Source organism: Streptomyces sp. NPDC013157 (assembly GCF_042899865.1).
In the GTDB taxonomy this organism is placed as follows: Bacteria; Actinomycetota; Actinomycetes; order Streptomycetales; family Streptomycetaceae; genus Streptomyces.
This window is the reverse complement of record NZ_JBIBAK010000007.1, coordinates 69,298-92,634: the sequence shown is the minus strand read 5'-3', so window position 1 is coordinate 92,634 and position 23,337 is coordinate 69,298. Positions and strand designations below refer to the sequence as shown.

Below are 23,337 nucleotides of genomic sequence, written 5' to 3'. Positions count from 1 at the left end.
GGCGCTAGTCGGACATCGCGACGAGCACCCGGCGCGGACCGGTGAAGGGGCGCCGGCCGTGGCCGACCAGCATGTTGTCGATGAGCATCAGGTCTCCGGTGTGCCAGTCCACGTCGACGGACGACTCCAGGCCGCGGTCGCGGATCTGGGTGACGTAGTGGTCCGGGATGGGCGAGCCGTCGGCGAACGTGACCGACTGCGGCAGATCCTCCGCCGGCATGATCTGGTACAGGGCCGCAGCCGTCTCGCTCCCGAGGCCGGCCGCATGCCACTGGTCTGCCTGGTTGAACCAGACCTCGGTGCCGGTCATCGGGTGCCGGGCTGTCGCCGGACGCAGCTGCGTGACGCGCAGGCCGCCGTCCCGACGCCACTCCCACTCCGCCTCGGCGTCCTTGAGGAAGGTCTCGACCTCGCTGCGCGACTCGGTCTCGAAGGTCTCCTGCCAGCTCTTGCCGAGGCCCCGGCCGCTGTGCAGGTTCTGGGAGTAGCGCACTCCCTGCGCGAAACCGTCCCGGACCTCGGGGTCCAGCGCGTCGAGCCAGCGCACGCCGTCCACCACGGGTGTCGCGCCGCCCGTCGCCGGCTCCCGGTCGCAGAAGAACAGCAGCCGGGCGGGCCACTGGTGGGCGTACGACATCTCGTTGTGCATGGAGATGGTGTACTCCTGCGGGTACTCGGTGGAGGTGTAGACGTTCTCGCCGACCTTGGTCCGCGGTGAGTTCCCGTGAACGTAGGCGAGTCGGTTGGGCAGCAGGAGGTCCATCACCTCCTCCAACCCGGCACGGGTGACGCCGAAGCCGCGGAAGACCAGGGCCTTGTGGCGGGTCAGCAGCGGCGCCGGATCGCCCAGGCCGCGGAGATGGCCGATCAGTCCCTGCGGCGTGGCCGCCGCGTCGGCGTCGACCGGTGTGACTTCCTTCGGTACCCAGTGACCGTCCATCGGACTGCTCCTCTCGGTGGGGCGTCGCCCGATGATGGCCGCCGTATCTATAGTTCTTCCGTATCCCGGCTCCAACTGCCCCTGTATAGGCGGCATATAGCCGTGATCTCCATGGTGGCCGTGCCGGTACTCGGAATGAGCCATGGAGTCGGGAATGATCGACACGGACGTCATTCGTCTGCCGTTGTCCGCCGGTCAGCAGGGCGTCTGGTTCGCACACCAGCTGGACTCCTCAGGCCAGCGGTACAACTGCGCGGAGTACATCACCGTCGACGGCGCCCTCGACATCCGGCTGCTGAACTCCGCCTGGACGTTGCTGCGGGCCGAGGCCGACGTGCTGCGCATCAGGTCGGTGGTGCAGGACGACGGGCTCTGGCAGGTGCTCGACCCGGCGCACGCCGTCGAGCCGGACCTGGTCGACCTCTCGTCGGAGGCCGATCCGGAGGCTCGGGCTCAGCACTGGATGCGGCAGGAGGTGTCCCGTCCCGTCGATCTGGACGAGGGACCGATCTCTTCGTTCACGCCGCTGAAGCTGGCGGACGACCGGTTCTTCCTCTTTCTGCGCATTCACCATGTCGTCATCGACGGCTACGGCGTCCATCTCCTGGTACAGCGGCTCGCGGAAATCTACTCGGCGCTGTCCGAGGGGCGGTCCGAGGTGCCCGCCGTGTTCGCGCCGCTCGCATCGGTGCTCGACGGGGACCTGGCCTACCGTGCCTCGTCCGCGTTCGGCGAGGACCGGGACTACTGGCTGAAGCGGTTCGAGAACGCCCCTCCCCCCCTCCGTCTCCCGGGCAGCGCGTGTCCCGGAAAGCCGCTGCCCTCCGGGATGGTGCGACTGCGCCGCTCGGCGCCGCTGCCCGCCGCCGACCTGGATCTGCTGCAGAAGGCCGCCGCGCAGGTCGGCACCACCTGGAACCTCCTGCTGATGACCGCCGTCACCGCCTACCTGCACCGGGTCACGGGGCGCCGTGACGTGATCGTCGGGGTCCCCGTGACGGGCCGCCGCACGGCGGCGGCCCGTCGTACTCCCGCGATGATGACCAACACGGTCGGGGTGCGCCTGGACGTCCCGCCGGGCGCCACCCTGGAGAGGCTCTCGCGGGACATGGCGAGGGAGGTCGCCGCCTCGCTGCGGCACGAGCGGTTCCGCCTCGAGGACCTGCACCGGGCCGGCTCCGTGCAGGACGGTGTGGGTGCCGTGTTCGGGCCCATCGTGAACTTCATGCCGTTCGGCGGGGCGCTGCGCTTCGGGAAAGCCGAGGCCACCTCGCACAACCTTGCGTCCGGACCGTGCCCGGACCTGTTCCTCAGCATCCGTTCGCACGACGACGGCACTGCGGTGACGTTTGTCTTCGAAGGCAATCCCGATCTGCACGACCTCGCTTCCCTGACGGGTCATCAGAAGCGGCTGACGGCGTTCGTCCGGGCCGTCGCGGCCCGGCCCGACCGGCCCGTCGACACGATCGACGTCCTCACCCCCGACGAGCGCGACGAGTTGGTCGTACGACGTAACACCACCGCGGTCGAGCCGCCCGCGTGGACCGTGCCGCAGGCCGTGGCCGTCCGGGCCACGCGGTCGCCGCGAGACATCGCGATCGAACACGAGGGGGCCCTCTGGACGTACGCACAGCTCGACGCGCGCGCCGAGCTGATCTCCCGGTACCTCGCCGAACGCGGCGTCGGCGCGGAGGATTTCGTCGTGCTGGCCCTGCCGCGCTCGCCCGTGCTCGTGGCCGCGATGCTCGCCGTGTTCAAGGTGGGCGCGGCCATCGTGCCGGTCGACCCGGGTTACCCGCCGCAGCGGATCGCCCACATGCTCCACGACACGTCCCCGGCCGCTGTGATCACCGATGCGACGATCGGGCCGACGCTTCCCGCGGGACCGCCGCACCTGCTCCTGGACCCCGCCGGGACGCCGGCCGGTGCGGAGCCCGGTGCCGGGCCCGCGGCCAGTGCTCCCGCCCCCGAGCAGAGCGCGTACATGATCTACACCTCCGGGTCCACCGGCACCCCCAAGGGGGTGGTCGTGCCTCACCGGGGGCTGCGCAACCTCGTCGCGGACCGGATCGCCCGCTATGGGATCGGCGCCGGGAGCCGGGTCCTTCAGCTCGTCTCGCCGAGTTTCGACGTCGCAATGGGCGACATCTGGCCCGTGCTGTGCGCGGGCGGCACGCTGGTCCTGGCTCCGGACGGGAACACCCTGTCCGCCGAGGACCTGGCCGGGCTGCTCCGCTCCCGGCGCGTCACCCACATGGGGGCGCCGCCCGTGTACCTGGCGCAGCTGCCCGCGGAGGGTCTGCCAGACCTGGGGGTGCTGATGACGGGCGGCGAGGTGCTGCCCGCCGAGACGCTCGCCCGGTGGCTGCCGGGCCGCGAGGTGTTCAACGAGTACGGCGTGACGGAGGCTTCGGTCACCTCCCTGGTGAGCGCACCGCTCGACGGCTCCGTACCCGCCCCGATCGGGCTGCCCATCGCCAACACCCAGGTCTTCGTCCTGGGCCCTTCCATGACACCCGTACTCCCCGGTGTCGAGGGCGAGTTGTATATCGGAGGCGCCGGTCTCGCCCGCGGCTACCTGCGCCGTCCGGGGTTGACAGCCGAGCGGTTCCTGCCCTGCCCGTTCGGTCCGCCCGGGTCCCTGATGTACCGCACGGGCGATCTCGTACGGTGGCGTGCGGACGGCGCCCTCGAATACGTGGGCCGCGCCGACGACCAGGTCAAGCTGCGCGGTTTCCGCATCGAACTCGGGGAGATCGAAGCGGTACTCGCCCGCCATGAACAGGTCGACGCGGCGGTCGCCACCGTGGTGGAGGCCCGGCCCGGGCAGCGGCAACTCGCCGCCTACGTCGTCGCCGCGCCCGGCGGCCGGACGCCGGACCCCGCCGAACTGCGGGCGTTCGCGGCGCGTTTCCTGCCCGCCTACATGGTGCCGGCGGCCGTGGTCGCGCTCGACGCCCTGCCGGTCACACCGAACGGCAAGGTGGATCGGCGGGCCCTGCCGGTGCCCGACTTCGGGTCCGCGGCCGGCCGGGCGCCCCGCACGGCGCGCGAGGAGACCCTGTGCGCGCTGTTCGCGGACGTGCTGGGCGCGGACCGGGTCTCGGCCGACGACTCCTTCTTCGACCTGGGGGGCGACAGCGTCTCGGCGCTCCAGCTCGTCTCGCGGGCGCACCGGGCGGGTCTCGGCCTGGCGATCGCCGATGTGTTCGCGCACGCCACCGTCGCCGGGCTGGCGGCCGTGGCCCGAGCGGCGACGCCCGACGACCCGGCTGGGCCGACCCCCTCCGACCTGCCGCTCGTGCGGCTGTCGCGGGAGGAGGCCGATGCCCTCGCTCGGCACTACCCCCGCCTGTCCGACGTACTGCCGCTCGCCCCGCTGCAGGCAGGACTGCTCTTCCACAGCCTGGTGTCGGCGGAGACGGCCGACGCCTACGTGGCACAGCTCGGCTTCGACCTGGCAGGCCCCCTGGACCCGGTGGCGCTGCGGGCGGCCGCCACCGCGCTGGTCGGCCGGCACACCGCGCTGCGCGCGGCGTTCCGGCACGACAGCGCGGACCAGCCGGTGCAGATCGTCTGCGAGGACCTCGAAGTGCCGTGGTCCGAAAAGGACCTGTCGACGCTGCCGGAGGCGGAACGTGAGCAGAGGGCACGGCTGTCCGCGCGCGAGGAGCGGCTGCGCCGGTTCGATCTGGCGGCGCCGCCCCTCATGAGGTTCCTGCTGCTGAAGCGGGACGAGGAGAGTCACCGACTGCTCCTGACGGCACATCACATCCTCTGGGACGGTTGGTCGACCGCGACCCTGGTGCGCGAGCTGTTCGCGCTCTACGCACCGGACGGCCACCGTCCGGTCCTGCCCCCCGCGGTTCCCTTCCGTGGCTACCTCGAGTGGCTGGCCGACCAGGACCTCGACGAGTCCCGTGCCGCGTGGGCGGCCGCGCTGGAGGGCCTGAACGGGCCCACCAAGGTCGCGGCCGACGGCGCGAGGGCCACGGACGGCGAGCAGCAGGGGCGTGTGACCCGCGTCGTGGACGAGACCCTGACCGGGGAGCTGACGACGCGCGCCCGCAGCCACGGGTTCACCGTGAGCACCGCGGTGCAGGCAGCCTGGGGACTGCTCCTGTCGGAGCTGACCGGCCGAGAGGACGTGGTCTTCGGTTCCTCCGTGTACGGCCGTCCTCCGCAACTGCCGGGCGTCGAGGACATGGTGGGCATGCTCACGAACACCGTCCCGGTCCGCCTCCGGCTGCGCGCAGACGAACCGCTGACCGACATGGTCGTACGGCTCCAGCGAGAGCAGTCCGCCCTCGTGCCCCATCACCACCTGGGTCTGGACGAGATCGGGCGGCAGGCCGCGTACGGCGGGCCGGCCGCGGCGCCGCGCGGCGGTGAGCTCTTCGACACCGCGGTCTCCTTCTTCACCGCCTCCTACGACGCGACGGACGTGACGGCGGCCGGCGGGCTGCGGGTCGCCGGGTTCGACATCGCGGACGGCACCCACTACCCCCTGCGCCTGGTCACCGAGCCGGGCCGCACTCTGACGCTGGGACTCGGCTACCTTCCGGCGCTGTTTTCACCGCGGGACGCCCAGGGGCTGCTCACGCGGCTGGTCCGGATCCTCGAGGACATCGCGGGCCGGCCCTGACCGAGCGTCATCCCGCGGAGCGCGCACCCGCGCGGCCCGTGACCGCACCGACACCGAGGAGGCGAGGCGGCCTTGCGCACGCCCGGGACGTACATCAAGGGACTCGGGGTCTACCTGCCCCGCACGATCGGTATCGAGGAGGCCGTCGCCCAGGGTCTCTATCCGGCGGAGGACGTCGAGCTGCACGAGCTGGCGGGTGCGGCGGTGGCCGGGCGGACACCTGCCCCGGAAATGGCACTGTGGGCGGCCCAGGACGCGTACAAGCGCTGCGACCACCGCCCGCAGGACACGGATCTGCTGCTCTACGCCGACTCCTGGCACCAGGGTCCCGACGGATGGCAGCCCCCGTACTACCTCCAGCGGCACCTCGTCGGCGGCGACGTGCTCTCGGTCGAGGTACGCCAGGGCTGCAACGGCATGTTCGGGGCACTGGAACTGGGCGCCGCATATCTGGCGGGCCGGCCCGGATCGCGCGCCGGTGCCCGCCCGTCCACCGCGCTGCTCGTCGCGTCCGACAACTTCGGCACCCCGATGATGGACCGCTGGCGGATGGGGCCCGGCTATGTGGCCGGGGACGCCGCGAGTGCCGTCCTGCTCACGGGCGAGCCGGGTTTCGCGGAACTGCTCGCGGTGGGTTCGCTGACGGTGACGGACGCCGAGGAGATGCACCGCGGCGCCGAGCCTCTGTTCCCGCCCGGTCCGACCGTGGGACGGCCGCTCGACTTCACCGCGCGCAACGCCGAGTTCAAGAAACGCTCGGCCGCGACCGGTACGGGCACGGCAGCGCTGGTCCAGGTCCACGTCCGGACGCTGGAAGTGGTCGAGCGCACGCTCGCCGAGGCCGGCGTGACGATCGGTGACGTCACCCGCGTGGCGTACATGAACTACTCCCGGGAGATCGTCGAGCAGCGCTGTACGACCGCGCTCGGACTGCCCTTGGAGAAGTCCACCTGGGAGTTCGGCCGGACCGTCGGCCATCTCGGCGCGAGCGACCAGATCGTGTCCCTCGACCACCTGCTGACGGCGGGCGAGCTGGGCCCGGGTGACCACCTGCTGATGCTCGGCGTCGGCCCCGGGGTGACCCTCTCCGCCGCGGTCGTGCGCATTCTGCAGCCCGCACCGTGGTGCGGCTAACCAAGGCAAGGAGACGACGTGATCGTGCCCACACGATCTGGCCCGAACACCGATGAGAGCGGTCCGAACGGCGAGAACCGCACTCCGGCCCCTCTCGAACCCGTCGCCGTGATCGGTGCGGGCTGCCGTTTCGCGGGACAGGGCGACTCCCCCGCCGCGTTCTGGGATCTGCTGCTCTCCGGCCGGGACGGAATCGGCCCCATGCCCCAGGACCGCTGGGAGGGCTACCGCCGCCTGGGCCCCGAGCACGCGTCGGCGGTACGGCGTGCCGACCTGCCCGCCGGGTTCCTGTCCGACATCAAGGGCTTCGACGCCGCGTTCTTCGGACTGACCCCCCGCGAGGCCGAACTGATGGATCCGCAGCAGCGGATCCTGCTCGAACTGGTCTGGGAGGCCCTGGAGCACGCCGGTGTCCCGCCCGTCGGCCTCGCCGGCAGCGACACCGGGGTCTTCGTCGGTGTCGGCTCGGACGACTACGGCCGCCGGCTCCTGGAGGACCTGCCCAACATCGAGGCCTGGACCGGCATCGGCAGCGCCATGTGCGCGGTCGCCAACCGCATCTCGTACGCGCTGGACCTGCACGGGCCCAGCCTCGCGGTGGACACCGCCTGCTCGGCCTCGCTCGTCGCCACCCACCTCGCCTGCCAGAGCCTGCGTGCGGGTGAGAGCTCGGTGGCGCTCGTCGGGGGCGTCAACCTCATCGTCTCGCCCGGTCTTTCGGTGACCCTGAAGGCCGCGGGCGCCACCTCCCCCGACGGACGCAGCAAGTCCTTCGACGCCTCGGCCGACGGTTACGGACGGGGCGAGGGCGGGGCCGTCCTGGTCCTCAAGCTCCTGTCCGACGCTCAGCGCGACGGGGACCGGGTCCTCGCCGTCATCCGCGGCAGCGGGGTCCAGCAGGACGGCCGTACGAACGGGATCATGGCGCCCAGCGGCAGCGCGCAGCGGCAGCTGCTCGAAGAGACCTGCCGGCGCACGGGAGTCGCCCCGTCCACGGTCGACTACATCGAGGCGCACGGCACCGGGACCGCGGTGGGCGATCCCCTGGAGGCGGGCGCGCTCAGCGCTGTGTACGGGCAGGGCAGGCCGGCCGACGACCCATGTCTGATCGGCTCCGTGAAGCCCAACATCGGCCATCTGGAGGCGGGGGCGGGCGTCGCCGGTCTGCTCAAGGCCACTCTCGCCCTGCATCACGGCGAGATTCCGCCGAGCCTGAACTTCAGCGACGGCAACCCGGCGATCGACTGGGCCGGCAACGGGCTGCGGGTCGTCACCGAGCCCACCCCCTGGCCCGCACGTGAACGCCCGCGCCGGGCCGGTGTCTCCGGCTTCGGATACGGCGGCACCATCGCGCACATCCTGCTGGAGCAGGCTCCCGCACCCGCCGAGCCGAGCCGCGCGGGCGAGGCCACGGACGCCGATCGGGCTCCCGGGGACGGCGCCTCGCCGCGGCTGTTCCCGCTGTCCGCCCGGTCCAGGGCCGCACTGCGCGAGTACGCGGCCGACCTCGCCGACTGGCTGACGGGCGCCGGCCGTGACGTGCCCCTGGCGTCGGTGGGCCACACCCTCGCGTTGCGCCGTTCGCATCTGGACGTGCGGGCCGGTGTCGTGGCCGGCGACCGGGAGGACCTCGTCGCCAAGCTGCGGGGCATCGCCGCCGAGGAGGAGTCGCGCGAGACGCCGACCGGAACGGCGCCCGGGGCGTCGAGTGCGGCGGGTTCGGAGACCGTCTGGGTGTTCTCCGGGCACGGGTCCCAATGGGTCGGAATGGGCCGGGAGCTGCTGGAGACGGAACCGGCGTTCGCGGCCGCGGTCGACGAGCTCGAGCCGGTGTTCCTGGAGGAGATCGGCTTCTCGCCCCGGCAGGTGCTCGACGACGGGGACTTCGAGTCCGTCGACCGCATCCAGACCATGATCTTCGCGATGCAGATCGGTCTGGCCGCCGTATGGCGTTCCTACGGCGCCGTGCCGACCGCCGTCATCGGGCATTCCGTCGGTGAGATCGCGGCGGCCGTCACCGCGGGCGCGCTCACCGCGCAGGACGGCGCCCGGTTGATCTGCCGCCGCTCGCGGCTGCTGCGGCGGGCGGCGGGGCAGGGTGCGATGTTCATGGCGGCCCTGTCCTGGGAGGAGACCTCGCAGCGCCTCGCGGGCCGCGGCGATGTCGTCGCCGCTATCCAGGCCTCCCCGGAGTCCACCGTCGTGTCGGGCGACCGCGAGGCGGTGGCGGCCCTGTTCGACGCGTGGCAGAACGAGGGAGTGGACGTGCGCAAGGTCGCCTCCGACGTGGCCTTCCACAGCCCGCACATGGACCCGCTGCTGGCCGAACTCGCCGCGGCCGCCGACGATCTGCCGCGGCGGACCCCGGACATCCCGATGTACTCCACCGCCCTGGCCGACCCCCGGACGACACCGGCTGCGGACGGCGCCTACTGGGCGGCCAACCTGCGCAACCCGGTGCGCCTCGCGGCGGCGGTGAACGCCGCCGCGGAGGACGGGCACCGGTCGTTCCTCGAGGTCTCCGCGCACCCCGTGGTGGCCCACTCGATCGGTGAGACCCTCGGTGGCCTCGAGCTCGATGACGCCTTCGTCGGGTCGACACTGCGCCGCAACCGGCCCGAGCCGCTCAGCCTGCTCGTCGCGCTCGGCGACGCGCACTGCCACGGCATCGACGTCGACTGGACGAGGCTGCAGCCGACGGGCGAGCTCGTGGCACTGCCGCACGTGGCCTGGCAGCGCGCCGCGCACTGGCGCGAGTCAACCCTCCAGGGGTCCGGCCATGGGTGCCAGCACGACGTGGACGCCCATGAGTTGCGTGGTGCGCCCGTCCCCGTGGCCGGGCGTGCGATGCGGTTGTGGCGCACCGAGCTGGACGACGCCAACCGCCCCTACCCGGGCTCGCACACCATCAACGGAACGGAGATCGTGCCCGCCGCCGTCCTCCTCAACACCTTCCTGGGCGCGCTCGACGGCCACGGCGAAGGCCCCCGGGCGCTGGACGAGGTGGCGCTGCGGCTGCCGCTGACCGTGGACCGGCGACGTGAGCTCCAGGTCGTCCATGACGGTTCCACGCTGTACCTCGCCTCCCGGGCGGCGGACAGCGACGAGGCATGGCTCACCCACACCTCCGCCTCCGTCTCCGCCGGGGACGACGCCTTCACGCTGCCCGAGCGGCTGCCGCGGCCCGCGCCGGACGCCGCGCCCGCCGACCCGGGCGAGATCCTGCGCCATCTGGCCTCGGTCGGCGTCCCCTCCATGGGGTTCGACTGGACCGTCGACGACCTCCTGCGCGGCGCGGGATCGCTGCGCGCCCGGGTACGCGCTCCGCAGCCGGAGCACTCCGCCGCCACCTGGGCGCCGGTCTTCGACGCCGCCCTCTCCGTCGCACCCTCCGCCTACCCCGGGCCCGCGGCCCTGCGGATGGTGGCGCACGTGGGACGGGTGCGGACGGTCGGCGCGGTCCCCGACGCCGTGGACATCCACGTCGCCCACGATCCGGCGCAGGACACGGTGGACGTGTTCGTCGCGGACGAGGCGGGACGGGTGGTCGCCGCGCTCACCGGGGTGCGCTACAGCTCGCTCGGCCAGGACACCGTGCTGACGGCCCCGCCCCAGGAACTTGTGCACGAGCTGACCTGGCGTCCGCTCGGACTGTCCGCGGTGGAGGGCGCGCTTCCCGCCCACCGGGACGTGGTCGTCGTCGGCAACGGCGACGGGGCTTTCGCGTCGGCGCTCGCCGAGCGCCTCGCCGAACGCGGGGCGCGGGTGCGTACTGTGCCCGATCCCGGCGAGCTGGCGGGGCTGGACGGCCTCGACAAGTCCGTGGACGTGCTGGTGGCGCCCGGTACCGCGGCGGGTGCGCCGCCGGAGGCCGCCGCCGGCCATGCCTGGCTGCTGCTGCGCGCGGCCCAGTGCCTGGCCGGCCTGGGTACCGCGCACCTCCCCCGGCTGTGGTGCGTGACCCGCGGCGTCCGGGAGAGCCACGACGAGGCCCGGCTCGCACACGCCCCGCTGTGGGGTCTGTCCCGGGTGCTCGCGGGTGAGCACGGTGAACTGTGGGGCGGCGTCGTCGACTTGGGCGAGGCGGACGCCGCGGAGGCCGGCACGCTCCTGGAGGTGCTGCGAGCCGCTCCGGCCGAGGACGTCATCACGGTGCGCGGCGGTACCGCCGAGGCGGCGCGACTCGTCCGGACCCGGCGGGAGGCCGCACACGCCCCGGTGACCTGCCGGCCCGACGGGACGTATCTGATCACCGGAGGGCTCGGTGTGCTCGGCCTCGAAGTCGCCCACTGGCTCGCCGAGCGGGGGGCGCGACGCCTGGTCCTGGCCGGGCGCACTGCGCTGCCGCCGCGGTCCGACTGGGACTCCGTCGACGACGAGGCCGTGCGCCACCGGATCGAAGGGGTACGTGCCCTGGAGGCTCAGGGGGTCACCGTCCGCACGGTGGCGCTCGACGTCGCCGACGCCGACGCGGTCGCGCGGCAGCTCACCCCGGACGCGCTTGGTCTGCCGGCCGTCCGCGGGATCGTGCACGCGGCGGGCGTGCTCGACAACCGGATGGCCGACGACGTCGACGAGGCGTCCCTGCGGCGGGTGATGCGTCCCAAGGCGGACGGCGCGTGGGCGCTGCACCAGCAGTTCCCGCCCGGCAGCGTGGACTTCTTCGTGCTCTTCTCGTCCTGCGGCCAGTTGCTCGGGCTTCCCGGCCAGGCCGGTTACGGCTCCGCCAACAGCTTCCTCGACTCCCTCGCGGCGTACCGCAACAGCCTCGCCGGCCCGCACGGCGCCGCGGACACGATCAGTTTCGCCTGGACGTCGTGGCGCGGGCAGGGCATGGCGGTCAACGAGGTCGTCGATCTGGAGCTGCGCGAGCGGGGCGTCACCGACATCTCGGTGTCCGAGGCCTTCAGTGCCTGGGAGTTCGCCGCGCGCCGCGGGGCCGGCTGCTATCCGGTGCTGCGTACCGTGCCGGTGGAGCCGGGTACGGAACGGCTGCCCGTCCTGCGTGAGATCTCCGTCGAGGAGCCGGCCGGCGCCCCGGGTCCGCGGCAGGACGCCGTGTCCTTCGCGGATCTGCCCCTCGAGCAGCTCCGGGAGCGGCTCCGGGAGGAGGTCGCGGCGCAGGTCGCCGGCGAGATGCAGCTGCCGTTGGCTTCGCTGGACGTCCGCAGGTCGCTGGTGGAGCAGGGGCTCGACTCGGTGATGACCATCGTCGTGCGCCGCCGTCTGGAGAAGCGGTTCGGCCTGAAGCTGCCGGCGACGCTGCTGTGGCACCAGCCCACCGTGACCGCCATCGCGGGCCACGTGGCCCAGCTGCTGACCCCCGTGGCGGACGAGGACGCGACCGTGGAGGAGGGGCTCGCGCCCATGCCCTGACCGATGCCCGCCGTGACACAGCGATCCGCCCCGCGCTCGGAGCACGGGGCGGATCGCTGTGTCACAGGCTGCCGCGTCGGGTCAGAAGGCGGGCGCCGAGGTCGGGGCCCGCAGGGTGCCCAGGTACGGGTGCCACAGGTGGTCGGGGTTGTTCTCCACCTCCGCGACCACCTCGCGCATGGCCCGCAGGGCCTTGGGCTCCTCGCCGTCGTACACGTCGCCCTGGAGCATCTTCAGCACGTCGATGCGGTAGCGCGGGTCCTGTACGAAGGCGGTGAACAGCACGTTCAGGCGGTAGTAGATGGAGATGAACTCGTACCAGTACTTCACCGCGCGGCGCAGCTTGGTCTCGTACGTCTCGAAGCGCTGCCTGCCGAAGTCGCCCGCCTCATGGGCCGCGATGATGTCCTGGGCGGCGATACGGGCGCTGTTCAGGGCGACACTGACACCGCTGGAGAAGATCGGGTCGACGAACCGTGCCGCGTCGCCGATCAGGATGAAGCGGTCGCCGCAGATCTGCCGCATCGCATAGCTGTAGTCGCCCTCCGGCTTGAAGGGGCGGACCCGGCGGGCGTTCTTGAGGGCGTCGTACAGGTCGGGGCGGCTGGAGACGAAGTCCCAGAAGAACTTCTCGCGGTCGGCGTTGGCCTCGGCGAACCGCTTCTTCTGCGTGACGACGCCCACGCTGGTGACGGTGTCGGTGATCGGGATCTGCCACAGCCAGGTGTCCTTGATGGGCAGGAAGTGCACGAAGATGTGGTCGACCTGGGTGGCATCGCCCGCCAGCGCGTCCCGGTCGAGACCCTCGAACCAGGTGTGGATGGCGTACTGGTCGAAGACCGGGTCGGACACCTTCACCTTGAGCTGGCGGCCGAGGAGCGTCTGGCGGCCCGAGGCGTCGACGACCATGCGCGCGGTGAAGTCGAGGTCCTTGGCGGCCAGTCGGCAGGTCAGCCGCACCAGGTCGGGATCGGTGAAGTCCACCTTGGAGACCCGGACCCCGTTGAAGACGGTGGCGCCCTGTTCGTCGGCGTGCCGCAGCAGGATGGCGTCGAACTTCCCGCGGTCCACGTGGAAGGTGTAGTCGCGGTCGACGCCCGGCTGATTGCGTTCGACGAACTGGATGTCTGCGGTCCAGCCGTGGCTGAGCCCGCTGTACCCCAGGTTCGGGATGTCGCGCGACTCGGCGGAGGTCCACGAGGCGCCGAACTTCTTGGGGAAGCCCGCCTCGTCGATCTTGTCCAGCGCGTCGATCTCGTGCAGGACCGGCGTGGTCGCGGGCACCAGGGACTCGCCGACGTGCGGGCGCGGGAAGGTCTCGCTCTCGAAGACGGCGACGGACAGCCCGGCCCTGGCGAGGTAGGAGGCGATGGTCGAGCCCGCGGGCCCGCCGCCGATCACGGCGACGTCGAAATCGGCGCTCATGCCACGTTCCCTTCGCCGGCGGTGTCCACGGCCAGTTCGGCGAGCATGCCCGCGATGGTCCTGACGTCCTGGAAGTGCTTGGTGTCCATCTTGGCCGGGGAGACGTAGAGGCCCAGTTCGTCGCGTATGTAGGACAGCAGGAGCGCGACTCTCAACGAGTCGAGGATGCCTGTCTCCATGAGCGGGGTGGTGGCGTCCAGTCCGGCCCGCTCGTCCTCCTGGAGGAACTCCTCTCCGATGAATGTGAGGAGTGCGGACGCGTAGGCGTCCTCACTGCGCTCGCTGTGCACGGTCTTCGCTTCGGCCATCGTCATCCACCTTCTGCGCTGAGCGGGACGCGCCCGCATTACCGTTCCGTCGTGCGCTGCACGTCCGGCGCCAGCGCCTGCGTCGTGAGTTCTTCCTCCGACAGCAGGTCGATCTCGGCCCGGACTGCCGCTTCCACCACCTCGGCGAGCCCGGCGACCGTGCCGGACTCGAAGACGGCACGGGTGGGGAAGTCGATGTCGAACGCCGTCTGGATCTGCGCGATCAGACGGATCGCGAGAATCGAGTTGCCACCGCTGTGGAAGAAGTGGCTGTCCGCTCCGGCCGGGGTGCCCAGCAGGTCGGTGAAGATCTCGGCGATCCGCTCCTCGACGACGCCGCGCGGGGCGACGAGTTCGCCCTGCGCCGCCTCGGCCGGCCTCGGCAGCGCCGCCCGGTCCAGCTTCCCGTTGGCGGTCAGCGGAAGGGCGTCGAGCGGGGTGAACGAGCTTGGGATCATGTACGCGGGCAGCCGCTTCGCGCAGTGCTCCGTCAGCTCCCGCTGCACGTCGGGCTGCGGGTCCGCCTGCGCCGCGGGAACCCAGTAGGCGATCACGGCCGTGCCCCCCTGCGGAGCCTCCTCGGTGACGGCCACCGCGTCGCGTACGGCCGGATGCTCGCGCAGGACGGCCGCGATCTCGCCCAGCTCCACGCGGTATCCGCGGATCTTGACCTGCCCGTCCCGCCGTCCGACGAAGTCGACGGAGCCGCCGGGCAGCAGTCGCACCAGGTCGCCGGTGCGATAGAGGCGGGCGCCCGGCGGGCCGTACGGGTCCGGCAGGAACCGTTCCGCGGTGAGCCCCGCCTGTCCGGCGTAGCCGCGTGCGACACCGGTCCCGCCGACGTACAGCTCCCCCACGGCCCCCACGGGCAGCGGGCTCAGCAGCGCGTCCAGGACGTACGCGCTCATGCCGGGCAACGGGCGCCCGATGGGCACGGAATCGCCCTCCAGGGGGGCCGTCACCGGGTGGACGCAGGTGCCGACGGATGCCTCGGTGGGCCCGTACTCGTTGATGAGCCGTCCCTCGCCCAGGGCGCGCGCCCAGTGCTCCGCCGTGGCCACGGGTAGCGCCTCGCCTGCGGCCACGATCTTCCCGGCCAGACCGGTCATCCGCTCCGGCGCGATCTGCTGCGCGAGGATCTCCAGATGCCCGGGGGTGAGCTTGAGGAAGCTCAGCGGCGCGGCGGCCTGGAGCAGAGCGCCCAGTTCGGCGAGGTCCAGGTCCTGGGGCAGCAGGTGCAGTGGCTGTCCGGCGACCAGGGGCGCCCAGAGATTCGGCACGACGAGGTCGAAGGCGACGGAGGAGAACAGCGCGCCGCCTCCGGTGCCGGCCGCGGCCAGCTCGTCGACCGCCCAGCGGATGTGGTTGGCCAGGCCGCGGTGGGTGATCTGCACGCCCTTGGGGCGGCCGGTGGAGCCGGAGGTGTAGATCAGGTACGCCAGCTGGTCCATGTCCGGGGTGCGGTCGGGGCGCCGGCCGGACTCGTCCGCGATCGCGGCGGCGTGTCCGTCCACGAGGACGTGCCGCGTGTCGTGGTCCGCCCCGAGCCGGGCGCGGTGCGCGGACGAGGTCACGAGGACCCGTGCCGCGGCGGCCTCGAGGGTCTGGTGGACACGGTCCGCGGGGAAGCCCGGGTCGAGGGGCAGATAGGCGCCCCCCGCCTTCCACACGGCGAGCAGGGCGGTGGGCAGTTCGGCACCGCGGTCGAGCAGGACGCCCACCACGGACTCGGGGCCCACGCCCAGTCCCCGCAGATGGTGGGCGAGGCGGTTGGCCCGCGCGTCCAGTTCCGCGTACGACACGGTGGTGCCGTCGGTGACCAGGGCGGTCGCGTCGGGGGTCGCGGCGGCGCGTTCCTCGAAAAGCTCGGTGACGGTGGCGGTGACCGGGGCGGCGGGCGTGCCGCTCCAGTCGGTCAGGTGCAGCCGTTCGTCCGCGGTCAGGAGGTCGAGCGCGTCCAGGCGCCGGCCCGGCCCGGCCGCGCAGGAGCGGAGCAGTTCCTGGAAGTGGCCGGCGAGACGCTCGACGGTGGACCGGTCGAACAGGGCGGTCGCGTACTCCAGGGCGCCGATCACCGTGCCGTCCTGCTGGCGGCGCATGTACAGGGTCAGGTCCGTCTTCGCGACCGTCGACACGTCGACGACCAGGTCCATGTCGTCGGCCTCGGCCGGGGATCCGGTGAGCTCCTCGTCGTGGAAGTCGAAGGCCACCTGGTAGAGAGGGGTCCGCGACAGCTCCCGCTCCGGGGCGAGTTCGGCGACCAGCCGGTCGAAGGGCAGGTCCTGGTGGGCGAAGGCGTCCCTGCACGTGTCCCGCACCCGGTCCAGGGCCTGCTCGAAGGTGAGCGCTCCGGCCAGCGGCGTGCGCAGCACGAGGCTGTTCAGGAAGAAGCCGACCACCCCTTCGAACTCGGGGCGTTCACGGCCCGCCACCGGGGTGCCGATCGTGCCGTCCCACTGGCCGGTGTGGCGCGCGAGCAGGGTCGAGAAGACGGTGAGCAGGGTCATGAACGGCGAGGCACCGCGGCGCTGGCCCAGTTCGGTGAGCGGGCGGGCCACGGCCGCGGGCACGGTGAAGGTCACCACGGAGCCGCGTGCGTCCCTGGCCGGGGGCCGGGCCCGGTCCGGTCGCGGGGCAAACGGTTCGGCGCCGCTCAACACGCCTTTCCAGTGCTTGAGTTCGCGCTCGACGACGTCGTCCGTGAGGTGCTCGCGCTGCCAGGCCGCGTAGTCGGCGTACTGGACGGGCAGCGGGTCGAGCCGGGCGGGGCGTTCCGCCAGGAGAGCGTCGAGGATCTCGTAGAACTCACGGCGCAGGATCGTCGCCGACCAGGCGTCGCCGGCGATGTGGTGGGTCAGCAGGGCGAGGACGCCACTCCTGTCAGCGGAGTCGGCGGCGGCAGCAGCGACGTCGTCGGTGCCGCCGGTCCCGTCGGGGGCGACGACGAGTACGGCGCGGACCATCGGGCCGCGCTCCAGGTCGAATCCGTGCTCCGCGTCCTCCTCCACGACGGCACCCGCCCGCGCGCGGGGGGCGCGCACCGTACGCAGTTCCACCGGGCCCGGCTCGTCGACGACCTGCACCGGCTCGCCGTCCTCGGTGACGATCCGGGTGCGCAGACTCTCGTGCCGCGCGGCGAGCGCGTCCAGGGCCCGCCGTACGGTGGTTTCACCGACGCCCGCGGGAACGCTCAGAAAGAGGCCGGTCACCCACTCTCTGCTGCCCGGTTCGATCCGGTCCAGGACCCAGAGCCTGCGCTGTCCCGGTGAGAGCGGCAGGGTGCCGGTTCGGGGGACCGCGCGGACCGGAGGGGTCACGTCCCGGTCCGCGTCGAGCAGCCGGGCCTGGGCCGCCACCGTGGTCGCGGTCAGCAGCTGGGACAGCTCGATCGGCCGGCCCGACTCGGCGCGCAGCCGGTTGGCGAGCCGGATCAGCTGGAGCGAGGAGCCGCCGAGCTCGAAGAATCCGTCGTGGACACCGAACCCGTCCGCCTTGAGCAGGTCCCGCCACACCTTGGCCACCAGGTGCTCGGCCTGGCCGGCGGGCGCGGCGCCCTGGTGCGGCTCGGGGCGCGGCGCGGGCAGTGCCAGACGGTCGAGCTTGCCGCTGGAGGTGGTGGGGAATCGTTCCACCTCGACGTACACGGCGGGCAGATGGCTTTCGGGCAGGTGTCCGCGCAGGAAACCGGTCAGTTCCCGGTGGCGTTCCTGACGTGGGCGCCGGCGGGTCCGCGCGCTGTCGAGCCGTACGTACGCGGCCAGGCGCAGGGTGCCCGCGGGGGTGGTGAAGGGTGCGACGACCGCCTCCCGCACCGCGCCGTGCGCCACCAGAGCGGCCTCCACCTCACCGGGCTCGATCCGGACTCCGTTGATCTTGACCTGGTGGTCGGCGCGGCCGAGGTACTCGAGATTGCCGTCGGCCCGCCGGCGCGCGATGTCCCCGGTCCGGTACAGGCGCGCTCCCGGCGGACCCTCGGGGTCGGGCAGGAAACGGTCGGCCGTCAGACCGGGCCTGCCGAGGTAGCCGCGGGCGACGCCGACGCCCGCCGCGCACAACTCACCCCGTTCACCCGGCGGCACGGGCCTGCCGTCAGGGCCGAGAAGCAGTACGCGCATGCCGTCGATGGGCGTGCCGATGGGCACGGGGCCGGTGCGTTGCAGTGGGTTGACGTCGTACGCGGTCACGTCGATGGAGCACTCGGTGGGGCCGTAGGTGTTGCAGACCACCAGGTTCTCGGCGCAGTTGCCGACACGGCGGCGGAACTCCTGCACCAGTTCGGCATGGAGCGGCTCCCCCGCGCAGAACAGCAGCCGCAGTGTCGTGCACTCGTCCCAGCCCGGCTCCTCCACCAGCATCCGCAGTACGGAGGGGACGACCTGGAGCACGGTGATCCGGTGATCGATCACCGCCCGCAGCATGGCCGCCGGGTCGCGCTCCGCGCCGACCGGTGCAAGGACCACGGTGCCGCCGCTGACCAGCGGGGCGAAGATCTCCCAGCACGCGGCGTCGAAGGTGATCGGCGTCTTGTGCAGCACGCGGTCGCCGGCGCCCAGCCGATGGGCGTCGACCACCCAGGCGATACGGTTGCCGATGCCGGCGTGGCTGATCACGACACCCTTGGGGCGGCCCGTGGAACCCGAGGTGTAGAGGACGTACGCGCAGTCCCCGGCCTCGACGTCCACCTCGGGGAGGCCGACCGGACGTCCGTCCAGCGCGCTCAGCTCCTCGTCGAGCAGTACGCGCCGGACCCCGTCCACGGCGACGCTGTCCTGGAACGCCTCGTCCGTGACAGCGACCACTGCGGCCGTCTCCGCGAGGAGCGCCGCGGTGCGCCGCACGGGGTGCCCGGGGTCGAGCGGTACGTATCCGGCCCCGGCCTTCCACACCGCGAGGAGGGCGACGACCTGGCGCGTACCGCGCGGCAGGCAGACGCCGACCGGCGCTTCGGGTCCGGCGCCCGCCTCCCGCAGCAGGTGGGCCAGTTGGTTGGCGCGTTCGTCCAGCTCCCGGAGGGTGACGTGACGGTCGCCCTCCACGACGGCGACGGCGTCCGGCGTCGACCGCGCCCGTCGGCTGACGAGTTCGTGCGTCATCGGTATGCCGGAGGACTGCGCGGCACCCTGCATGTGGATTCATCCCCTGTCGAAGGTCACCGGAAGCCGTTTGAGGAGCCGGAAGTTGATGCTGTCGAGCCATTCGGGCCGGGTGTCGACGAGCCGCATGCCACGTGTGCGTTCCAGGAGTCTGCGCAGCGCCACGTCGATCTCCGCGACCGCGAGCGAGGCGCCGAGGCAGTAGTGGATCCCGTGGCCGAAGGACAGGTGGTCCGCGGCCGGCCGGGTGATGTCGAGCCGGTCGGGGTCCCGGTAGTGCCTCGGGTCGCGGTTGCCCGATCCGAGGACCAGCGTGACGGAGTCGTCCTTCGGGATGCGCCGGCCGAGGACCTCGAGGTCGGTGAGCGCGACGCGGGTGGTGAACTGCACGGAGCTGTCGTAGCGCATGAGTTCGTGGGCGGCCTTGACGCCGAGGTCCGGCCGCTCCCGCAGCAGTTCCGTCTGGTCGGGGGCGCCGATGAGCGCGAGCACCGCGTTGCCGATGAGGTGGGTGGTCGTGGCCTGTCCCGCGTCGATGAGGAGCAGGAAGTTGGCGAAGACCTCGTCGTCGGTGAAGTCACCGTGCTGGAGCTGCTCGGCGATGATCCGGGTGAACAGGTCCGTCCCGGTGCCGTCCCTGCGCTGCTGGCCGCCCTCGTCGAAGGCGTCCCTGAGCTCGGTGATGCGGGAGATCTCGGCACGTGACTGGGTGAAGAACTCGTGCAGCAGTCCGGGCCAGTTCTCCAGCAGGTGGGCCGCCCGGTCGGGGACTCCGGCGAGCCGGGTGATGACACCGCGGGTCAGCGGTTCGGAGAAGTCGTGGATCACGTCCATGTGGCCCTGGTCGACGACACGGTCGAGGAGTTCGTCGGCGAGCTTCTCGATGGTCGGACGCATCTCGCGGATGAAGCGGGGGGTGAGACCCGGTTTGATCAGCCGGCGCAGCCGGGTGTGCCGGGGCGGCTCGTTGAACAGCATCATGTCCGAGAGCGCGCTCGCGAGGGGCTTGATGTCCGCCCGCACGTCGGCGGGCAGTTGTTCGTGAAAGGCGTCGATGCGTGCCCCGGACAGGCGGCCGTCCTTGGACAGCCGGCTGATCTCGTCGTACCCGAGGATCACCCAGGTGCGCATCCACTCGTCGTAGTAGACCGGGGATTTCTCCCGGATCTCCCGGTAGAAGTCGTAGGTGCCGTACGGGGTCGAGGACCACGGCGGGGTGAAGAGGTTGAGCAGGCTCGGGGTCTGCGAGTCGGACATGCTACGACCGGTTCCCTGTCGGTGCGGAGGATGTCGGCGCGGCCGGTGCCGGCGCGGCCGGTGCCGGCGCGTCGGCGGCGGTCAGCTTCCCGGCGAGGAGTGCGGCGAGCCGCGGGAGGCCGTCCTCGAAGTAGAAGTGACCGCCGGGAAGGACATGGGTGTCGGCGCCGGCGATGGTGTAGTTCTTCCACAGCTCCATGTCCTGGGGGGTGGCGGCCGGGTCCCGGTCACCCGCCACGGCCGTGATCGGGCAGGTCAGCGGGGCCCCGGGCAGGTACCGGTACGCCTCCGTCCAGCCGAGGTCGTTACGGATCACCGGGCCGGCCAGCTGCCAGACGGCCTCGTCGTCCAGGGCCTTGGCGCCGGATCCGCCGAGCGACTGGATGTAGGCGCGCATCTCGTCCTCCTCGAAGCGCAGGCCTGCGTGGTGACGGTCGGCCGGTGTGCGGCAGGCCGAGACCACGAGCAGGGCGAGCGGGGAGGGGAAGCGGGGCCGGAGCCGGCGGGCGACCTCGTAGGCCACGACGCCGCCCATGCTGTGCCCGAAGAAGGCGGTGGGCACGTCGAAGCGGGGGCCGAGGGCGCGGACGATCTCCTCGGCGAGCTCGGGGATTCCCGTGGGGCTCGGATCGCCGAACCGGTCCTGACGCCCCGGGTACTGGACCGCCACCAGTTCGACCGAGTCCGGAAGTTCCTCGGCCCAGCCGCGGAAGGCGCTCGCGGCTCCGCCCCCGTACGGGAAACAGAACAGCCTCACCCGCGCCGCGGGGCGCGGTACGTACGACCGGAACCAGCTTCCGTGCGGATGGGTCATCGGCGTGTCCGTGGCCGCCGGTGCCGGTGGGACCGCGCCGGGACGTGAGGGATCTCCATGGCTTCACCTTCCGGGCGGCTTCTATATTTCTTCGCTATCCGGGCTATGAGCTGCGGCCTTCTCGGGTTTCTCCGGCGGGGGCGTCATCACGGGCGTGGCGGGGGCGCTGCGTATCGCCGGGCTGAGCAGCGAGATGATCAGCGTCACGAGCATCACGACGCCCACACCGAGCACCGTGGCGGTCGTACTGACGGCACCCAGCAGGAAGCCGCCGATCAGCGGCCCCAGCGAGTTCGCCCCCGAGGAGAGCAGCATCGCGACGCTGCTGACCCGGCCCTGGAGCTCGTCCGGGGTGAGCTGGACCTGGTACACGCCCGCCGCCACGTTCATCAGTGCGCCGCCGAAGGTCATCCCGGCGAACACCCCGCCCAGGGCGAAGGGGTTGGCGGTCAGCGCCACCATCGGCATCAGGACGGTCCAGACGGCGAAGACACCCATCACGATCGTGGACACGGAGAACCGCCTCCCGAACCACGATCCGGACAGCGCGCCGCACACGCCGCCGATCCCGGAGACCATGCCGATGACGCCGATGACGGCCGGTGAGTCGCCGGCGTCCTTGATGATCACGACCAGGGAGAGCGAGAGGATCTGGAAGAGGATGTTGGTGCCGGCCACCAGCCCCACGGCGGCCCGCAGAAAGCGCTGCCGTCGCAGCCAGGCGAAACCCTCCGCGAGCTCGACGTGCAGTTTTCGGGGCGGGGCGGTGCGCTCGGTCTGGAGGTCCTGCCTGATCAGCAGCAGCGTCGACAGGGCGACCAGGTGCCCGACGGCCGTGAAGAGGAAGGGGAAGCCGCGGAAGAGCGCGAACAGCGAGCTGCCCAGGGGCTGTCCCACGAGTCCGGCCGCTCTGCCTCTGGCCTCGTTCTGGGAGAGAGCCGCCGGCAGATGGTCTTCGTGGACCACGTTGCGGACCGCGGCCCGTTCGGAGAGCCGGTAGAAGATCGACGCCGCGCCCTCGACGAAGGCCGCCGCCATCAGATGGGGCAGGCTGACGCGCCCGAACAGGAGGGCCACCCCGACGCTGCCCATCACCACGATCCCCACCAGATCGCAGACGATCATGGTGCGGCGCCGGTCCCAGCGGTCGACCATGACACCCGCGGGCAGTTGGACGAGCAGCACGGGAAGGAGCGCGGCGAAGCTCACCAGACCCGCGTCGACCGACGATCCGTTCTGCCAGACCATCAACAGCGGATACGCCACGGTGCCGACCCGCACGCCGAGTATGGATATGCCGGCACCGGTCCACAGCTTCAGGAAGTCACGGTTCTTGCGCAGGGGCGCCGTCGGTGGCGTCGGCTCCTTCAGCGGCGTGTCCCGCGCGGAACTCATGCGGTGAGCTCCGCGCCGCGGCACCATTCGAGCACCGCCATGGCACTGTGCATCTTGTTCTCCGCCTGGTCCAGGGCGATGCTCGCCGGCCCGTCGAGCACCTCGGCCGTGACCTCGTCGCCGCGGTGGGCGGGCAGGTCGTGCATGAAGACGGCTTTCGGGCTGTGCTCCCACAGCTGCCGCGTGACCTGGAACGGGGCGAAGACGTCCCGCCAGTGGGCATCGGGCTTGCTCGTGCCCGTGGTCTGCCAGCGTGTGGTGTACCAGACGTCGGTGTCGTGCGGCAGTGCGTCCATGTCGTGGCGCTCGACGACGGACGCCCCGCTGCGGCGGGCGTGCTCCTCCGCGCGCTCCCGGATGTCCTTGGTGAGTCCGTAGCCGGGTGGCGTCCGCAGTTCGAACCGGACCCCGGGGAACCGCGTCAGGGTCAGGGCCAGGGCGGCCGCCGTGTTGTTGCCCTCCCCGACGTAGACCACGCGCAGGCCCTCGATCTCGCCGAAGCGGGCCTTGAGCGTGGTCAGGTCGGTGAGCGCCTGGGTGGGGTGTTCCTCCGCGGTCATGGCGTTCACCACGCAGAGCCGCTCGGGGTCGGCCCACGCGGCCAGTTCCTGCTGCGGAAGTCCGGTCCTGGCGACGATCACGTCCAGCATCCGGGCGAAGACCCTGCCGGTGTCCTCGCTCGACTCCCCGGTGTTGATCTGGAGGTCGTCGGGACCGTACGCGATGATCTGCGCGCCGAGCCGCAGGGCACCGGAGGAGAACGCGGTCCGGGTGCGGGTGGAGGTCATGCGGAAGTAGACACCGACGATGTCACCGGCCAGGGCCCGGGTGCCGTCCGGCCGGCCCGCCGCGTGCTCGGTACCCCGGTTCACCACGGCGCGCAGGTCGGTGTCCGTCAGGTCGTCGGTCGACAGAAGGCTTCGGTGCTGCTCAGGGGTTCCCATGACTCG

The 23,337-nt window shown here is 72.0% G+C and carries 11 protein-coding genes; 3 read left to right on the top strand and 8 right to left on the bottom strand.

From position 1 onward, the window contains the following. Positions 1 to 4: 4 nt before the first annotated feature. Positions 5 to 940, bottom strand: a complete 936-nt coding sequence (locus ACFY6U_RS21840; protein WP_390040577.1) for a TauD/TfdA family dioxygenase — start codon at positions 938 to 940, stop codon at positions 5 to 7. Between the two features lie 154 nt (positions 941 to 1,094). Between ACFY6U_RS21840 and ACFY6U_RS21835 the strand changes: the two genes are divergently transcribed. The 3 genes from ACFY6U_RS21835 (at position 1,095) to ACFY6U_RS21825 (ending at position 12,095) form a co-directional block, all read left to right on the top strand. Further along, positions 1,095 to 5,585, top strand: a complete 4,491-nt coding sequence (locus ACFY6U_RS21835) for an amino acid adenylation domain-containing protein (RefSeq protein ID WP_390040575.1) — start codon at positions 1,095 to 1,097, stop codon at positions 5,583 to 5,585. Between the two features lie 72 nt (positions 5,586 to 5,657). After that, on the top strand, positions 5,658 to 6,719 hold the full coding sequence (locus ACFY6U_RS21830) for a ketoacyl-ACP synthase III family protein (RefSeq protein ID WP_390040573.1): 1,062 nt from the start codon (positions 5,658 to 5,660) through the stop codon (positions 6,717 to 6,719). Between the two features lie 24 nt (positions 6,720 to 6,743). Beyond that, positions 6,744 to 12,095, top strand: a complete 5,352-nt coding sequence (locus ACFY6U_RS21825) for a type I polyketide synthase (RefSeq protein WP_390040571.1) — start codon at positions 6,744 to 6,746, stop codon at positions 12,093 to 12,095. Between the two features lie 81 nt (positions 12,096 to 12,176). Here ACFY6U_RS21825 and ACFY6U_RS21820 read toward each other — a convergent pair whose 3' ends face one another. The 7 genes from ACFY6U_RS21820 to ACFY6U_RS21790 form a co-directional block, all read right to left on the bottom strand. After that, on the bottom strand, positions 12,177 to 13,520 hold the full coding sequence (locus ACFY6U_RS21820) for an NAD(P)/FAD-dependent oxidoreductase (RefSeq protein ID WP_390040569.1): 1,344 nt from the start codon (positions 13,518 to 13,520) through the stop codon (positions 12,177 to 12,179). Continuing rightward, positions 13,517 to 13,828, bottom strand: coding sequence for a phosphopantetheine-binding protein (locus tag ACFY6U_RS21815; RefSeq protein ID WP_390040567.1), 312 nt, complete (start codon positions 13,826 to 13,828; stop codon positions 13,517 to 13,519). The genes ACFY6U_RS21820 and ACFY6U_RS21815 overlap by 4 nt, the downstream gene beginning before the upstream one ends. 38 nt (positions 13,829 to 13,866) lie before the next feature. Further along, positions 13,867 to 18,954, bottom strand: coding sequence for an amino acid adenylation domain-containing protein (locus ACFY6U_RS21810; protein ID WP_390040565.1), 5,088 nt, complete (start codon positions 18,952 to 18,954; stop codon positions 13,867 to 13,869). A gap of 6 nt (positions 18,955 to 18,960) precedes the next feature. Beyond that, positions 18,961 to 20,178: a cytochrome P450 gene (locus ACFY6U_RS21805; protein ID WP_390040563.1), complete on the bottom strand. Its 1,218-nt coding sequence runs from the start codon at positions 20,176 to 20,178 to the stop codon at positions 18,961 to 18,963. Between the two features lies 1 nt (position 20,179). Beyond that, positions 20,180 to 20,992 carry a thioesterase II family protein gene (locus tag ACFY6U_RS21800; protein WP_390040561.1) on the bottom strand — a complete coding sequence of 271 codons (813 nt, stop codon included), beginning with the start codon at positions 20,990 to 20,992 and terminating at the stop codon, positions 20,180 to 20,182. Positions 20,993 to 21,073: 81 nt separating this feature from the next. Next, entirely contained in the window at positions 21,074 to 22,387 is a 1,314-nt protein-coding gene (locus ACFY6U_RS21795) for an MFS transporter (protein WP_390040559.1), read from the bottom strand. Then, positions 22,384 to 23,331 carry an ornithine carbamoyltransferase gene (locus ACFY6U_RS21790; protein WP_390040557.1) on the bottom strand — a complete coding sequence of 316 codons (948 nt, stop codon included), beginning with the start codon at positions 23,329 to 23,331 and terminating at the stop codon, positions 22,384 to 22,386. Before ACFY6U_RS21790 ends, ACFY6U_RS21795 begins: the two co-directional genes overlap by 4 nt. Positions 23,332 to 23,337: the final 6 nt, after the last annotated feature.

Excerpts from the sequence above, each read along its gene's own strand:
- ACFY6U_RS21810 (WP_390040565.1), bottom strand. The coding sequence starts at position 18,954 with ATGCAGGGTGCCGCGCAGTCCTCCGGCATACCGATGACGCACGAACTC.
- ACFY6U_RS21815 (WP_390040567.1), bottom strand. The coding sequence starts at position 13,828 with ATGGCCGAAGCGAAGACCGTGCACAGCGAGCGCAGTGAGGACGCCTAC.
- ACFY6U_RS21800 (WP_390040561.1), bottom strand. The coding sequence starts at position 20,992 with ATGACCCATCCGCACGGAAGCTGGTTCCGGTCGTACGTACCGCGCCCC.
- ACFY6U_RS21820 (WP_390040569.1), bottom strand. The coding sequence starts at position 13,520 with ATGAGCGCCGATTTCGACGTCGCCGTGATCGGCGGCGGGCCCGCGGGC.
- ACFY6U_RS21835 (WP_390040575.1), top strand. The coding sequence starts at position 1,095 with ATGATCGACACGGACGTCATTCGTCTGCCGTTGTCCGCCGGTCAGCAG.
- ACFY6U_RS21795 (WP_390040559.1), bottom strand. The coding sequence starts at position 22,387 with ATGAGTTCCGCGCGGGACACGCCGCTGAAGGAGCCGACGCCACCGACG.
- ACFY6U_RS21790 (WP_390040557.1), bottom strand. The coding sequence starts at position 23,331 with ATGGGAACCCCTGAGCAGCACCGAAGCCTTCTGTCGACCGACGACCTG.
- ACFY6U_RS21805 (WP_390040563.1), bottom strand. The coding sequence starts at position 20,178 with ATGTCCGACTCGCAGACCCCGAGCCTGCTCAACCTCTTCACCCCGCCG.
- ACFY6U_RS21840 (WP_390040577.1), bottom strand. The coding sequence starts at position 940 with ATGGACGGTCACTGGGTACCGAAGGAAGTCACACCGGTCGACGCCGAC.